The organism is Streptomyces sp. NPDC006743, from assembly GCF_040703815.1.
GTDB lineage: Bacteria > Actinomycetota > Actinomycetes > Streptomycetales > Streptomycetaceae > Streptomyces.
Window position 1 is genome coordinate 22,690 of record NZ_JBEYJA010000063.1, and the last position, 14,836, is coordinate 37,525.

A 14,836-nucleotide genomic window follows, 5' to 3' on the forward strand; every position below is an offset into this window, starting at 1 on the left:
CGCCCCCTTCCGTCGGCGCCCCGCACTCCGCCGGCCTGCGCGGCCCGTTCGCGCGGGAGCCGCGCACAGCGCGTCAACAGCCGCCGCTGGTAACGTCCCGGACCGAGAACGCCGAGGTCACTGCGGTGTACAAGGAACGGGAGGAGACAGCCGACATGGCCGGCGGACAGGACGGAGCCGTCCCGGCGCACGAACGAGGCGGCGGGCACGCCACCTGGGCCGAGGAACTCCTGGACCATCTGCGGCCCACCGGGCGCGACGTGCGCAAGGTCGTGGCCTGGCTCGCCGACGCCGCCCACGGCACGGCCTGCCTCCTGGACGCCGACGGCACCCTCCGTGCCGGGGCGGGCGTGCCCCTGGCTGACGACGTGATCGCGGACCTCCGCGCCGGCCGGTTCGCCTCGGCGGCGCTCCAGGACGCGGGGCGGCACGTCCGGGCGGTGCGCGTGGGCCGCCCGCAGGCACCCGCGGCCGGTGTGCTCGCCGTCTCCCGCGTCACCCCCTTCGACCGGCGGACCGCCGAGATGCTCACCCGCACCGCCGGCGTGGTCGAACTGCTGCTGCGGGCCGACGAGACCGACGAGACCGGGCGCCGGCTGGAACAGGCCACGGCCGCCCTGCGCCTCGCCATCCTGCAGTTGCTGATGGTCGAGGACACCGTCTCGGCCCGCCGGGTCGCCGCGGGGCTGTGGCCGGGCCTGCTCGACACCGACACCGCGCACGTCTACGTCCTGGAGGCCCACCCCGAGGAACGCGAGCGGCTGACCGCCGAGTGTCTGGACGCCACCGGCGGCCACGCCCTGGTCGTCCGCTGCCCGGCGGTGGACGGCCACGTCATCGTCATCGCCCCCGCCGAGACCACCGGCCGCGAGCTGCGCGCGCTGGTCGGCGCGCGCCCGCAGACGTTCCTCGGCGGCAGCATCCGGCACAGCCTCGCCCGGACCGCCACGGCCTACGGGCAGGCGGTCAGCGCCCTCGCGCTCGCCCGGTTCCGCCCGGACGGCACCGCCGTGTACGCCGAGCGCACCCACCCCGAGCGGCTGATGGACCACGAGGCGCTGCACGCCTGGTCGGGACGGCTGCTGCGGCCCCTGGACACCCTCGCCCACCACACCCGCGCCGAACTGGTCGCCACCACCCGGCTCGGGCTCGAGTTCCCCGCGGTGAGCGCGGCGCGGATCCTCGGGGTGAGCCGCAACACCGTCCGGGCCCGGATGGAACGGGTGGAGGGACTGCTCGGTGCGGACTTCTCCTTGCTCACCGTGCGGGCCGCCGTCCACCTCGCCCTGAACACGCAGGCGGGCCTCGTCCCGGAACCGGCCTCCGGACCGGCCGCGCGGGCCCGCCGGGCCGGTCTGGGCGAGCTGCTGACCGGGCCGGCGCTGCGCACCTGGGCGCGGGAACTCCTCGGCCGCCTGGCGGCGGACACCCGGGACCTGCGCGGCACGCTGCGCGCCTGGACCGCCGCCGGGGGCAACGCCGAGCGCGCCGCGCAGTTGCTCGGCGTCCACGCGCAGACCGTGCGCGAGCACGTACGCGGTGTGGAGCCCGTCCTCGAACGCCAGCTCCTGGCCGTCGGCAGCGACCTCTACGAAGTCGTCCTGGCCCAGATGGCGGCGGGCGACCTGGACCCGCCGGCCCTTGACCCGCCGGCCCTCGATCAGCCGCCCGCGGCCGGCTGACCCTGCCCGGCCCGCCCCGGCCGGCCGCCCTCCGGCCACCCGACCCGGCCGGCTGACCTCGCCCGCCCACCGCGAGTGGCCGGCGGCCGGTCCGGCGTGCCCCGCCGTCGCGCCTGTCCCGCGACCGGTCGGCCCCGACCCGCCCCCCCCGTGCTCGCTCCGCTGCCCGCCGATGCCCGGTGCTCAAGGGACCCGACCGGTGCCGAGGCACGGCGGTCGCAGGGCTCAACAGGGGCATTCCGGACTCACCTGTGCACGGGTGAGTCCTCCGGTTGCCCGAAAGGGCACTGACGCGGTTTTGACGCCCGTAAGCGCCACGTAAGTTCAACGGGCCGAGGGGGTCACGCGGGGGCCGGACGGGCGGGCGGGACCGGAACGGGGGACCGGTCCCGGCCCGCGCACGGCACGGACCCCGCACCCCCGGCTTCCTCTGTCCCGGCGCCGCCGCTCCGCCTCCTGTGAGCAACACCACCGCGTCGGCAACCCCGGTGCTTCGAGGCAGAGTTGGGTGCCCCCGCGGACCGCGCCGGCGGCCGCGCGCACCGACCGTCCCGTCCCGTCTGTGATGATGGGCAGCCGCTGTGCCCGACCACGTCTCACCGTCGAGCCGCCTCCGGCGGCACAGCACGGCAAGTCGTCCGGTCTCTCACGCAAAGCGTCCTTTTGTGGCTTCATCCACCTCTGCTTCCTCCGCTTCTCCTGCTTCCTCGTCCGTGCCCACGGCTGCCTCCCGGCGCCTGGTCCTCCCCTCACCGCGGCGCCCGGTGCGCCGGGCGGCCGAGGAGGCGGACCGCGCCCCCTGGCGGGCCCTGCGCCACCGCAGCATGCGCTGGTGGTCGGCGGCCAACCTGGTCTCCAACGCGGGCACCTGGATGCAGCTGACCGCGCAGAACCTCCTCGTCCTCCACCTCACCGGCTCCGCCGCGGCGACCGGCCTGTCCCTGTCCGCGCAGGCCGCGCCCGGGCTCCTGCTGGGGCTCCTCGGCGGCGCCGCCGTCGACGCGTGGCCGCGCCGGCTCACCGCCTCGGTGAGCCAGGCCCTGCTCGCCCTGGTCGGCTTCCTGACCGCCGCGCTCGTCGTCACCGGCCACCTGACGGTGCCGGTCCTCATGGTGCTCGCCGCGGTCACCGGCCTGATCGCCACCGTGGACGCGCCCGCCTGCGCCCTGCTCGGCAACGACCTCGTCCCCCCGAAGGACGTGCCGTCGTCGATCGCGCTGGGCTCGGTGGTGAGCGGCGCCGGCCGGGTGGGCGGCACCGCCCTGGCCGGAATGGTGGTCAGCTGGTGGGGGCCCGGAGCCGCGTACGCGGCGAACGGCATCTCCTTCCTGGCCGTCGCCGCGGTGATCCCCTTCCTGCGCCCCCACCCCGAGGCCGGGCAGGAGGCGCCCGCCTCCCCGGCATCCCGTCGGTGGCCCGCCGCCCCGGCACCGTCCCGGCGGGGCACCGGGGCCCGCGACGGCCTCGGCTTCTTCCTGCGCCGCCCCCGGCTCGTCGCCCTGGCCGGCATCACCGCGATCAGCAGCGTCTTCGGCCGGAACTACGGGCTGACCCTCGCGGTGCTGGTCACCGGGCCGCTCGGCGGCGCCGCCGGGGCGTTCGGCACGGTCTCCACCGTCCTGGCCGTCGGCGGCGTCGCCGGCGCGGTGCTGGCCGGGCACCTGCGCAGCCCCTCCGTACGCCTGGTGGGCGCTCTCGCCGCGGCCGGCGCGGTGCTGCAGATCGCCGCCGGCCTCTCCCCGGACCTGTGGGTCCTGCTGCTGCTCGTCGCCCCGATGGCGGTGGTGGAGTCGGTCTCCGACACCGCCGGTACGACCGTCCTGCAGACCGACCCGCCGGCGCACATGCGCGGCCGCGTGCTCGGCGTGTGGCGCACCGCGAGCACCGGCTGGAGCCTGGTCGGCCCGCCGCTGCTGGGCCTGCTGATGCAGGCCGCGGGAGCCCGGGGCGCGCTGGTGCTGGGCGGCGTCCTCATCGCCGGCACCATCGCCGTCGCGACCGTCCTGCGCGACCGCCGCACCCGCCCCGCCCCCGCGTCTGCACCGGTCTCCGCGTCAGCGCTCGCGTCCGTACCCGCGCCGGTCTCCGCGTCCGCGCCCGTGCTCGCCCCCGTACCTGCGCCGGTCTCCGCGTCCGCGCTCGTACCCACGCCGGCACCCGAGTCGGCGTCCGCGCGGCACCCGGTCGTACCGGCGGCTGCCGCGCGGTCCGGTGCGGCGCCCGTGTCCGCTCCCGCGGCCGTCCCCGTGATCGTGCCCGTGTCCGTTCCGTCCCGGCACCCGGCGGCCGCGCCCGGCGAGCCCGGCCACGACGGACTCTGCGCCGCCGGCTGCACCCAGGGCGCCTGAGCGGCACCGGGACCGGCCCCCGTGCCCCTCAGATCGCCCCACCAGACCCCCCAAGCCCCCCTCGTCCCGCAGCCGCAGCCCCAGCCGCGGCAGCTCTCGTACCCGGGTCCGTGCCCGCTTCCGCCTCGGGCGACGGGCACGGGGTGAGGACGAGCATCGTCACGTCGTCGCGGATGGTCCCGCAGTGCGTGAGGAGATCGGCCAGCACCCGGTCGGCGAGGACGGCCGGATCGCCGTCGGCGAGCCGGGGCAGCCGGTCCAGGAGCGGGTAGAACGCGCCGTCCCCGTCGCGTGCCTCGGTGACGCCGTCGGAGGCCAGGAACAGCACGTCACCGGGGCGCAGCGGCTCGACGTGCCCGTCCGGCGACGGGAGCCCGTCGGAGAGTCCGAGGCCGAGGGGCGTCCAGGGCGTCACGGCGAGCTCCGTCGCGGTCCCGTCCCGCAACAGGACCGGGGGCGGATGGCCGCACGTCACCACGCGCACCGACCGCGCGTCGCGGGAGAACTCCAGCAGCACGGCCGTCGCGAACAGCTCCGCGTGCCGCACCTCCGCCGAGTCCACCACCAGCCGGCGGTCCAGCGCCGCCACGATCTCCGTCAGACCCGGCCGGTCCAGCACCGCCTCCCGGAAGCTGCCCAGCAGCGCGGCGACCGTGGACACCGCCGCCAGCCCGTGGCCCTGCACGTCGCCCATGACCGCCCGCACGCCCCGCGGACCGCGGCGCACGTCGAAGAAGTCCCCGCCGACCAGCGTGCCGCGCTGCGCTGCACGGTAGAGCCCGGCGCAGCGCACCGGCCCGACCCGCTCGGGCAGCGGCGGCACCACGGCCCGCTGCGCGGCCTCGGCGACCGTGCGGTGCAGGTCGAGCTGCGCGTCGCGGCGGCTGCGCACGTACGACAGCAGGACGCTCAGGGCGGCGACGAAGCAGACCGTCTCCAGGTCGGTGTTGCCGGGGTGGTCCAGCCGGAAGGCCGGCACGCTGAGCAGGGTCACCACGACACCGCCGAGCAGCGCGGTCGTCAGCGGCCCGTACGACAGCACGGCGAGCGGCGGGATGGCACCGAGCAGGAACCCGATGTCGAGCGGGTTGGGGCTCACCAGGGTCGCCGCGCACACGCCGACGGCCAGCGCGGCCGGCAGGACGCGTACCCAGCGGGGCGGCGGGGCACCCCGCAGCCAGCCTCGCCGGAGCGGGTCCCGGCGCGACACCAGGGCAGGCGGCTTCACCACACCACCACGCTGCTACGCGGCCCCGGACCCCGCACCCCGGACGCGGCGGTCCAGAAGGCATGGGGGCCCGACCGCACCCTCAGTCAGCCGCTGCCGCCGACCCCCCGCGGGCCCCGTCGCGGATCTCGACGCCGACGCCGTGAGGGGACTGGTCGGCGTCCGCCGCTCCGAAACCGTGCTCGGTGCGGTCCAGCAGTGTCTCCACGTCCGCCAGGATCTCCGTCACGCGCAGTCCGAAGGCCGCGTCGCACGGGTGCGGGCGTCCGGTGCGCGCCGCGTCGGCCAGTGCGTCCGCCGCCCGGGTGAAGGCGGTGACCGCCTCCTCGGAGTCCTCCGGCAGGACCGCCGCCCCGGCCGCGCCCCGCACCTCCACCGTCGCCCCGGCCGCCGCGGGCGGGGCGGTCAGGCTGAGGGTCAGGGTGCTGGAGGCGCCGCCGGTGTGGTCGAGGACCGCGTGCACGGTGTCCCCGGGACCGGGCGCGGCGGCCGACACCCGCCGTACGTCGCCGAGGACCGGCAGCAGGACCGACAGCGCGTGCGGACCGACGTCCCACAGGGCGCCCTTCTCCCGCCGCCAGGGCGAGGCGGCGAACGGGCTGTCCCCGGAGAACACCGCGCCGAGCCACTGCGCACGCCCGGTGAACCAGCCTCCGCGTTTCGCCTGCTCGTCGATCCACGCCTGCGGTGCCGTCTGGAACCGGGTGGTGAAGAAGACCACCGAGGCCACCTCGGACTCCCGGACGGCCTCGGCCACGGCCCGGCCGCCCGCCACCGTCGCCGCCAGCGGTTTGTCGAGCAGCAGATGGCAGCGGGCGCGGGCGGCGCGCACCGCCAGCTCGGCCTGCACGTCCGGCGGCAGCGCGACGGCGACCGCGTCGACGTCCGCCAGCAGCGCGTCGACGTCGTCGTAGGCACGGGTGCCGTGGCGGGCGGCCAGTTCCTCCGCGGCGGCCGTCCGGCGCCCCCACACCCCGGCGAAGTCCAGCCCGTCGTGCCCGCTCAGGGCGGGTGCGTGCACCATCCGGGCCCAGGGGCCGGTGCCGAGCAGTCCGATGCGCATACCGCTGCCTCTCCACAGAGTCGAACAGGATGACGACCGGGACCCGCAGCGGTCCGGTCCCGGCCGAGGGTGCCACAGCGCCTGGGGCGCCGGCGCGGGGGAGCCCACGGTCGCGCGAACGCCCCACCGGCGTCTCAGGCCGCCCTGTCCCGTCCCACGCCGGCCTCCCGCCGCCGCGCGGCGCCGTCGCCCGCCTCCTGCGGCGTACCCGTCTTCGGGCGCCCGGCTACGTCGGCCGGCCCGTGCGGTTCCTCCTGCTCCGCCGTCCCGGAAGCGGCGGAACCCGGGTCCCGCGCGCCCTCCCGGCGGCCGCCCGGGATCAGCCGCAGGTGCCCCAGGTGCCGGGCGGGCCGGCCGCGCGCCGGCGCGGCGCCGGACATCCGGTCCTCGATCCGGTCCATGACGAGCAGGAGCACACCCACGAGCGGCAGCAACAGAACAGCGACGACCACCACGACGCCTCCCTCTCCGACACAGGAGGCGGGTGCTCCGAACCGCGCCTTCGATGGGTCCGGCGACGTGAAGAATGTGTGACGATCGGGCCGATCGGGACGATCGGACAGGGGGTCGCGGCCCTGTGTCCGGCCACGGACTGGTTCGGTCAAACACGGGTTCCCTAGGATGTACTCTCAGTCGAACCGGCCCAGTTGGCGCGGTGGATTCGGCGAATCTGGGGGATCGATGCCTACGGAGAACCAACTGTCCACGAAGATCGACGAGAACGTGCCGACGGCCGCGCGCATGTACGACCACTACCTCGGTGGCAAGGACAACTACGCGGCGGACCGCGTGGCGTGCGAGGAACTCGACAAGGTCGTCCCCAGCACCCGCAGGCTCGCCCTGAACAACCGCCGCTTCCTGCAGCGGGCGGTCAGAACACTCACGCAGGAATACGGGATACGCCAGTACCTGGACCACGGCTCCGGCCTGCCCACCCAGGACAACGTCCACCAGGTCGCCCAGCGCATCGCCCCCGACACGCGCGTGGTCTACGTGGACAACGACCCGATGGTGCTGGTGCACGGCCGCGCCCTGCTGCAGGAGGACGAGCGCACCGCGGTCATCCACGCCGACATGCGGGACACCGACCAGATCCTCGCGCACGAGGAGACCCGGCGGCTGATCGACTTCTCCGAGCCGGTGGCCGTGCTGTTCAACTCGGTGTTCCACTGCATCCCGGACAGTGACACCGACGGCCCGCTCGCCGTGGTCGAGCGGGTCCGCGAGCGGCTCGTGCCCGGCAGCATCATGCTGATGTGCCAACTGGTCAGCGACGACCCGAAGGTCCGTGACTTCGTCACCGACTTCATGGCCCAGGCCACCCAGGGGCACTGGGGCCGGGTGCGCGAGCAGAAGGACGTCGCCGAGTGGTTCGAGGGTCTGGAGATCCTGGACCCCGGCCTGGTCGAGGTGTCCACCTGGCGCCCCGACACCGAGGTGGCGCCCCGTCAGCTCACCCATGAGTGGGTCGAGTTCGGCGGCATCGGCGTGGTCAGGTAGCGGACCGCGGCGGCCGCGCCCCGACGGTGACGCCCCCGGGCCACTGACACAAGTGGCCACCGGGGGCGTGTGCTTGTCGGCGCGGTACTCGCCAGGGCGCGACCATGTCGTCGGCGCTGGTCGGCGCGGTACTTGTCCGCGTGACGCTCGGCCCGCGTGGCGTTGCTCCCGAGGGCGCAGGGGCGCGCGGGGGGCCGGTCAGCGTCCCGCGTAGCGCTCGTCCATGGTTCTGCGGAGCAGCGCCAGTGACTCCACGGGAGTCAGCGCCTCGTCGGCCAGCCGGTCGAGCGAGATCCGGTACTCCTCCGTCTCGTCCCGGTCCTCGAGGAAGTTGGCGCTCCTGATGTGCTCGAGGTAGACGACGTCCGGCAGGTCGAGCCCGCCGAAGCGCAGGTACGTGACGGGTATCGCGGGCGCCGACGCGTTCGTCACGTCCAGCGGGACGATCTGCACGGTCACGTGCGGACGCTGGGCCATCTCGACGAGCCGGGCGAGCTGTTCCCGCATGACGGCGTGGCTCCCCAGGACGCGCAGCAGCACCGACTCGTCCATGATCGCCCACAGTTGCGGCGCGTCCGGACGGGACAGCAACTCCGCCCGCTTGGTGCGCAGTTCGACCCGGCGCTGCACCTCGCCCGCGGAGGCGGTCGGCAGACCGCGCTCCACCACGGCCCGCGCGTAGGCCGGGGTCTGCAGCAGGCCGGGCACGTACTGGATCTCGAAGGTGCGGATCGCGGCCGCGGCCTCCTGGAGGCCGACGAGGCGGTCGAACCACTCGGGCATCAGCCGCTTGTCGTAGCGCTGCCACCAGCCGGGCTCCCCGGCGCGGTGCAGCAGCTTCAGCAGGACCGAGGACTCGTAGTCGTCGGTGCCGTACAGCCGCAGCAGGGCGCGGACGTCACCCTCCGTCGGGGGCCGGCGGCCCTTGCCCGACTCGATGCGCGAGAGCTTCGCCGCGCTGAATCCCAGCTGCCGGGCCGCCTGTTCCTGCGACATCCCGGCGTCCTCGCGGAAACCGGCCAGTTGGACGCCGACCAGCATCTTCAGCAGAGTCGGCGCCGGCTCGGCACGGTCGAGATAGGGTTCCAGACGGGAGAGGCGATGCGGCTCGGCGGACATCCTGACTCCCCAGTGGACCGGCAGACTTGAGGCTTACACTATCGCACCGGTCCGCCGCGGAGGGCATCCGTCCGGACGAGATCGGCAACTCGCCAACTCCCCTCCGTTTTCCGGCGGATGGCTGCGGATCACCTCAGCAGATGGTCGAACTCGCCGTCCTTCGCGCCCGCCAGGAAAGCGGCGACCTCCGCCGGGGTGTAGACCAGGGCGGGGCCGTCGGGGTCACGGGAGTTGCGCACCGCGATGTCCCCGCCGGTCAGCGCGGCGACTTCCACGCAGTTGCCCTCGGCGTTGCTGTGCCTGCTCTTGATCCAGCGGGCGTCCAACGCACTGGCCCGCACTCCGTTCGACACTGGTGGCACCGCAGTCTCCTCGCTGTTCCCGTTCCGTCGTGAGGTGTGCACGGCTCGCCGTCGGTCCTCGGCGGCGCCCCACCGGATCCTTCCCCTCGCCGCGCACTTTCACGAGAAATTTCGCGTGCAATTGCACGCGGACGCTGACAGCGTGGATAATAGCCGGAGCGTCAACCCCTCGGTGGGCGCGCCTCGGTGACGTCGCATCAGGAGACGCCAGTGCCCTCACCTGCGATCCTCCCGCCCGGAGCACCGGGCGTGACCGCCGCCGTCGCACCCCGGCCGGCCCCCGCGTCCGCGCCGTCGCACAGCGCCGCGCACCGGGGCGGCGGACCCGGACCCCGGCACGCGCCGCGGACCGGACGCCCCGGACCGTGAAGCGCCGGCGCACCCGCCCCGCCGAAGGACCCTCCCCCCATACGACCGCCGCGGAAAGGCCCGACGCCATGCGCACCGCACCGACGGACCAGCCGAGCACCCAGCGCACCGACCGTGCGACCCCCACGACCGGCGTGGCCGCCACCACGCCTCTTGCGGCACTGGGGCAGGTGCCCTGGAGCGACATCAGGGACTCCACCGGCTCCGCGGCCGGCATCCCCGCCCTGCTGCGCAGGGTGGCCGGGTGCGACGCGGACGCCGCCCGCGCGGCCCTGGACGAACTGCGCACGCGCGTGTGCCAGTACGGCTTCGTGGTCGAGCAGGCGACCGCCGCCACCGTCCCGTTCCTGTGGGAGCTGGCCCAGGCGCCGCAGGTGACCTGCCGGCCGCAGATCATCCAGCTCCTCCGGAACATCGCCGACGCCCGTCAGTGGGAGAGCGTCGCGGCCGTCTACCCCAAGGTCCTCAACCACCGGGAGAATCCGGTGGTGTGGGAGCGGCGGGCCCGCCAGGCCGTCCGTGCGCGCTCGGGCGCCCTGCGCACGCTGCTCGCGGAACAGGACGGCGAGATCACCCGGGCCACCACGGAACTGGCCGACGCGCTCGCCGGGTGAGCCCCTCCGCGACCGGCCCCGCGCCACACCCTGCGCGGCAGCGAACGCCTCTCCCGCGGCGGCTGCCCGCCGCGGCCACGGCACGGAACGGCCGGGGAACGCGCCGCGGCGCCCGGCGGCGCCGTCTCGCGCACTGGACGCCCCCGGGCGGCAGCCGTCCGGCCGGTCGTGCCCGAGAAGCCGGTCCTGTCTCGGTCCTGTCCGACGGCACCGCTCGTCCGGGAGAACACCGTCTCGCGCTCCACCGCGCCCAGGCCGCCTGACACGCGCGCGGCCGAGAGCGGAAGGGCGCGCCCCGGCTTCCGATGCGTTCACCGCCCCCGGGCAGGCCGCCCTGCGAGGACCCGCCGGGATCCGGCCAGGTCCGCGGAGAATCGCCCGCCGCTCCTGCCTTCCTGCCGCAAACCGTCCGCCCGGGGCGGCTTCTGACGCCGTGTTCTGCGGTGTGTCCGGTGCGTGCCGCTCGCCCCATCTTGGCCGAAGGCCGGAAAAGACCCTATATTGCGGATACCTCTGGCGGGTCGTGCGACGCCCTGTCGCCGTCGACGGGGGCTGCCCGCGGAGGTGCGGCCGAATGTGCAGCGGATGTCCCGGTGAGCGTCACCCAGCGGATCGAGCGCGGCGCGCGGCCATGCCGTCCGGCCCGTACCTCCCACCCCGCGTCCGTCCCACCACGGGCCCGGCCAAGAACCGGCGCGAGCGCGGAACGTGCCGCTTCGACGACCCCGAGCGGTGCTTCCCGTCAGGAGAGGACCGCCGGCCGCCGTGCCGGATACGCCGGCCCGCGCGGTCTGCTCCCGCTGCCCCGTGCCGCGCCGGTGCAGGGCCCGCGCCGTGCGCCACGGCGGGTACGACGGTGTCCGGGGCGGCCCGGCCGCGGGGGAGCGCCGGGCCGCGGCGCGCGGCAGCGGCGGGGGACGGCGGCCGGTGACGGCCGGGGCCCGCCGGCGGTCCATGGGTGATCCACCGGAAATCGACTGAATCTGGTCAATCATGTGCCGCGAGGCGGTCGGCATGCATGGCACGGCGTGCCTGGGGCATACGCAGGAAAAATTCGAGAGAGGGGCGCTCCGTGCTGGTTCCGGACCCGAAGATCGTCAGAACGTTGCTGACCCGGTACGCATCACTGAAGATCGCACAGGCGGAGAGGGAGCGGGCCGAGACGGCTCGGGAGCTGGAGGACGTGAGCTACACGTTGTGCGTCATGATGGGCACCACCAGCCTCGACGAGGCCATCGTCCGGGCGGACGCGCTGCTGCTCACCAGCGGCCGGACCGCGGACGTCGCCCCGGAGGCGGACGGCGACAGCGGCCTGTCGCTGGCCGTCTGACCCCCGGACAGGGGGCGAGGGGGCGCCCGTGGCACCCGGTGGCACCGCGTGCCGGTCCGCGATGCGGGCACGCCGGTCACGCCGCGGCGCCGGGTGCCGCCGGCCGGGCCAGCCACTCGGCGATCGTCCGGGCGATCGGCTGGCCCGTCTCCACCTCGACGAACCCGAACTGCCCGGACTGGTTGCACTCCAGGAACCACCACAGGCCGTCCGCGTCCTGCGCGAAGTCGAAAGCCCCGTAGGCCAGTCGGGCCTCCCCGAGATAGCGCCGGACGGCCGCGGCCACCCGTGACGGCACCTCGGCCGGCAGCCACGGCGTCCCGGCGGAGGAGAAGCGGACGTCGACCTCGTCAGGGTCGGCGTCCGGGGGTGTCTCCTTGCGGGCGGCCAGCAGCGTGTCCCCCACGGCGGTCAGACGGATGTCCGCCCGCTTGGCCACCCGCTGCTGCAGCAGGGTGGGCCCGTAGGCGACCGCCCCGAAGTCCGCCTCCGGCGCCACGCGGCTGGTCGGCACCGCCCGCGGGGGCTCCTGCGGGTGCGCCCCGGAGACCGGTTTGACCACCAGGTCGGGGTGGCGCGCGGCGAAGTCCCGGGCGGCCTGCGGGAAGGTGGTGATCAGGGTGGCGGGCACCGGCAGCCCGCAGTACTGGGCGAGCCGCAGCTGCCAGGGCTTGACCCGGGCCCGGCGCGCCGCGTCGGGATCGTTCATCCAGCGTGCCCCGCAGCCGCGCAGCATGCCGTAGAGCGCCTGCGCCGACTCCTCGGTGAGCCAGGCCGACGGCTCGGCGGCCCGGGCCGCCGGAACGCCGGGCCTGCGCACCCAGACCGAGCGCAGCCCGCTCAGCCCCACCACCCGTCCCGCGCACGACAGATGGCCGTGGAAGGAACCGCCCGCGTACTCGCCCGACAGCTCGGCGCCCGCGGTCAGATCGGCCGGATCGAGCCGGACCACCGGGACCGAGGTGGCGTTCAGGTGCAGCACCACCATGTCCGCCGTCACGTCCTGTTCACCCGTGAGGATCAGTACCGTCATCGTCGCCGACCGTGTTCAGTCGTCGAAGTGCGTCTTGGAGCCCGCCGTGGAGGTGGTGGTGCCCAGTTCCCTCAGCAGCGCACGGTCGCACGCGGCGATCCTGCCGTCGGGAAGCACGTTCAGCTGAAGTCCGGAGTCGTAGGCGTACGGCGTACCGGCCTCGCACTCCACGGCCGGACGTGCGTAGTTGAGCGCGAACGGTTGCATCGTCTCTCCCCTGTCGGTGCAGCCGCGATCAAGCGGTGGTCGTCCTTGCGGTCTCGCTTGGGCCGCTGACTATGTTTCGGGTTCCGGAGACTTATACGAATCGAACGGGTGAATGGTTTCCTCACGGAGCGTGATCATGCGCGTCGGGCAGCCCCGGGGACCCGGAACGCCCCGGCCGGCGCCCCGCCAGGACCCCGTCCGCCCCTGCCGCGCCGGCGGCACCGCGCAGCGTGCGCAGCGCGAGCAGCAGGACACCGATGTCGTCGAGGTACACCGGATCGGGCAGCAGGTCGACCGGCAGCACGAAGTAGAGGACCGCCGCCCAGAAGACCCAGCGCGGCCCGGCCGGCAGCCCGGCGCGCCGCAGGAGGCGCCGGGTGCGCACCAGCCGTACCAGCACGGCGACGGCCCCGGCGAGCACGACGGCCGCGAGGACCGCGGCGACCAGCAGCACCTTCGTCGTGGAGTCCACCGCCCGCTTCCCTCCTCCTGCCTCGGCGTCCCGGGCGCCCTCACTCCGGTGCCGCGCCCCGGTGGCGCCCCCGCGGAGCCCGCTCTATCAATGGTCAGGGTAAGTCGCGTGCCGCACTTCGGGGGCGCAGGAGCGGCCGCACCCCTGCCCTGGAGCCCAGATGACCACCCGCTCTTCACCACCCCAGCCGAACCAGTCCGTCATCGCCTTCACCGAGGAGATCCACCGGTCCGGTCCGCCCGGCGGGCCCGCCGGCGGCGGTGAGACGGACGGCGCGGACGGCGAGCCCGCCCATCGTCCCGTCCGGTACGCCGTCGGCGGCCGGCCCCTGGACGAGGTCGTCCGGCTCGTCACCCTCCTGGAACAGTCCCCGCGGTACGCCGACACGGCCGGGCGGGTGCTGCGCGCCGCCGCCCTGGACCGTCCCGTGGAGGAGGTCGCCCGGCTGGTCGCCGAGCTGACCCGGCCGCCCCGCCCGGCCGAGAGGGCCGACGACACGATCCGGGCCGCCGTCGAACACCGCCGTCTCGACGAGGTCGCCCGCCTGCTGGCGCTGCTGCACCAGGCGCCGCAGCAGCCGCACTGCGCGAGGGAGGCCGTCCGGGCGGCCCTGGGCACGCGCTCGTCCGAGGAACTGGTGGACCTCATCGGCGGCCTGACCCGAAGGAGCGCCCCGGCGCCCGCCACGGCCCCGGCGCCCGCCCCGGTGTCCGCGACGGCGCCCGTGCCCGCCGCCGTACCCACGGCTGCCTCCGCCACCGAGCAGCCGTGTGCCGTACGAGCCGCGCGGGAGGACGGAGGAGCCGACCCGGCCGAGCCCGTGGACGAGCGCCTGGAACCGCCGCCCGGTCATACCGGCGATACCGGTGACACCTGCGATATCGGTGACATCGGCCGTACCGGGGATCCCGTCCTCCTGGACGCCGTTCCCGGCCGCGACGCGGACCCGGAGACGGTGCAGGCCCCGGACCCGCAGGACGACGGCGGCCCGCCGGCCGGGGCGCGGCTCGTGTTCTGGCCCGGCTGGGTCGCCGCCGCGGCCCTCGTCGTGTGCGGCGCGGCACACTTCCCGCTGCGCCGGGACGGCACCTCCGCCCTCGTCTACGGCACCGCCCTCGCGGTGTCCCTCCTGTGCGGGGCCCTGGCGCTGGCGCTGGTCGTGCGCGCGGGGGTGGTGCTTCTGGTCGCGGGATCGGTGGTGCCGGCGGCGCTGGCCGCCCTCGGCTACGTCGAGGGACGGTTCGCCCCGGCCGGGATGTCCCGGGCCCTCGCCGTCACGGTGGCGCCGCCGTCGAGCGCCGGGCTCACCGCCGGCTGCGCCGCGCTCGCCTCGCTGGCGGCCCTCACCCTGCTGCTGATGGTGCACGTGGCCGAACGCCACCCGGTGCCACGCCCCGAGGTCTGAGCGCCGGCGCCACCGCCACCGGCGGCAGCACCGCTCGCGGGGCGGGGGGGGGGGCGGGGGGGGGGCGGCCGGCCCCGCCCCGGGGGGGCGGCCCCGGCGCGGCG

General features: G+C 75.5%; 15 protein-coding genes. 7 read left to right on the forward strand and 8 right to left on the reverse strand.

Annotated elements, in window-relative coordinates:
- The first annotated feature begins 155 nt into the window (after nt 1-155).
- Both ABZ719_RS32930 and ABZ719_RS32935 read left to right on the forward strand, forming a co-directional pair.
- Nucleotides 156-1,682: a helix-turn-helix domain-containing protein gene (locus ABZ719_RS32930; protein WP_366728827.1), complete on the forward strand. Its 1,527-nt coding sequence runs from the start codon at nt 156-158 to the stop codon at nt 1,680-1,682.
- A gap of 737 nt (nt 1,683-2,419) precedes the next feature.
- Nucleotides 2,420-4,030, forward strand: a complete 1,611-nt coding sequence (locus ABZ719_RS32935; RefSeq protein WP_366728841.1) for an MFS transporter — start codon at nt 2,420-2,422, stop codon at nt 4,028-4,030.
- A gap of 28 nt (nt 4,031-4,058) precedes the next feature.
- Here the strand turns inward: ABZ719_RS32935 and ABZ719_RS32940 are convergent, their stop codons facing one another.
- The 3 genes from ABZ719_RS32940 to ABZ719_RS32950 all read right to left on the reverse strand — a co-directional run bounded on the left by ABZ719_RS32940 (nt 4,059) and on the right by ABZ719_RS32950 (nt 6,773).
- Entirely contained in the window at nt 4,059-5,261 is a 1,203-nt protein-coding gene (locus ABZ719_RS32940; RefSeq protein ID WP_366728828.1) for a PP2C family protein-serine/threonine phosphatase, read from the reverse strand.
- A gap of 79 nt (nt 5,262-5,340) precedes the next feature.
- Complete coding sequence (locus tag ABZ719_RS32945; RefSeq protein WP_366728829.1) at nt 5,341-6,321, reverse strand: Gfo/Idh/MocA family oxidoreductase; 981 nt, start codon at nt 6,319-6,321, stop codon at nt 5,341-5,343.
- 134 nt (nt 6,322-6,455) lie between these two features.
- Nucleotides 6,456-6,773 carry a hypothetical protein gene (locus ABZ719_RS32950; protein WP_366728830.1) on the reverse strand — a complete coding sequence of 106 codons (318 nt, stop codon included), beginning with the start codon at nt 6,771-6,773 and terminating at the stop codon, nt 6,456-6,458.
- A gap of 229 nt (nt 6,774-7,002) precedes the next feature.
- On the opposite strand from ABZ719_RS32950, the gene ABZ719_RS32955 reads away from it, so the two are divergent.
- Nucleotides 7,003-7,821 (forward strand): SAM-dependent methyltransferase, encoded by an 819-nt coding sequence (locus ABZ719_RS32955; protein WP_366728831.1) that lies wholly within the window; start codon nt 7,003-7,005, stop codon nt 7,819-7,821.
- A gap of 198 nt (nt 7,822-8,019) precedes the next feature.
- On the opposite strand, the gene ABZ719_RS32960 is transcribed toward ABZ719_RS32955, so the two are convergent.
- Together ABZ719_RS32960 and ABZ719_RS32965 are read right to left on the reverse strand one after the other, a co-directional pair.
- The gene (locus tag ABZ719_RS32960) at nt 8,020-8,940 is read right to left on the reverse strand and encodes a helix-turn-helix transcriptional regulator (RefSeq protein ID WP_366728833.1); all 921 of its coding nucleotides are present in this window, start codon (nt 8,938-8,940) and stop codon (nt 8,020-8,022) included.
- A gap of 128 nt (nt 8,941-9,068) precedes the next feature.
- Entirely contained in the window at nt 9,069-9,302 is a 234-nt protein-coding gene (locus ABZ719_RS32965; protein ID WP_366728834.1) for a DUF397 domain-containing protein, read from the reverse strand.
- Nucleotides 9,303-9,739: 437 nt separating this feature from the next.
- Here ABZ719_RS32965 and ABZ719_RS32970 point away from each other — a divergent pair, with 437 nt between their 5' ends.
- The 3 genes from ABZ719_RS32970 to ABZ719_RS32980 all read left to right on the forward strand — a co-directional run bounded on the left by ABZ719_RS32970 (nt 9,740) and on the right by ABZ719_RS32980 (nt 11,615).
- A complete protein-coding gene (locus ABZ719_RS32970; RefSeq protein WP_366728835.1) occupies nt 9,740-10,285 on the forward strand; it encodes a hypothetical protein in 546 nt (181 codons plus the stop codon).
- An 807-nt stretch (nt 10,286-11,092) separates the two neighbouring features.
- Entirely contained in the window at nt 11,093-11,266 is a 174-nt protein-coding gene (locus ABZ719_RS32975; protein WP_366728842.1) for a hypothetical protein, read from the forward strand.
- Nucleotides 11,267-11,357: 91 nt separating this feature from the next.
- The gene (locus tag ABZ719_RS32980) at nt 11,358-11,615 is read left to right on the forward strand and encodes a DUF5133 domain-containing protein (RefSeq protein ID WP_366728836.1); all 258 of its coding nucleotides are present in this window, start codon (nt 11,358-11,360) and stop codon (nt 11,613-11,615) included.
- Nucleotides 11,616-11,691: 76 nt separating this feature from the next.
- Here ABZ719_RS32980 and tgmB read toward each other — a convergent pair whose 3' ends face one another.
- From tgmB to ABZ719_RS32995, 3 genes are all read right to left on the reverse strand, one after another.
- The gene (gene tgmB / locus ABZ719_RS32985) at nt 11,692-12,648 is read right to left on the reverse strand and encodes an ATP-grasp ribosomal peptide maturase (protein WP_366728837.1); all 957 of its coding nucleotides are present in this window, start codon (nt 12,646-12,648) and stop codon (nt 11,692-11,694) included.
- A gap of 15 nt (nt 12,649-12,663) precedes the next feature.
- Nucleotides 12,664-12,855 (reverse strand): putative ATP-grasp-modified RiPP, encoded by a 192-nt coding sequence (gene tgmA, locus ABZ719_RS32990; RefSeq protein WP_366728838.1) that lies wholly within the window; start codon nt 12,853-12,855, stop codon nt 12,664-12,666.
- Nucleotides 12,856-12,976: 121 nt separating this feature from the next.
- On the reverse strand, nt 12,977-13,327 hold the full coding sequence (locus tag ABZ719_RS32995; RefSeq protein WP_366728839.1) for a YkvA family protein: 351 nt from the start codon (nt 13,325-13,327) through the stop codon (nt 12,977-12,979).
- Nucleotides 13,328-13,487: 160 nt separating this feature from the next.
- Between ABZ719_RS32995 and ABZ719_RS33000 the strand changes: the two genes are divergently transcribed.
- Complete coding sequence (locus tag ABZ719_RS33000; protein WP_366728840.1) at nt 13,488-14,732, forward strand: hypothetical protein; 1,245 nt, start codon at nt 13,488-13,490, stop codon at nt 14,730-14,732.
- Nucleotides 14,733-14,836: the final 104 nt, after the last annotated feature.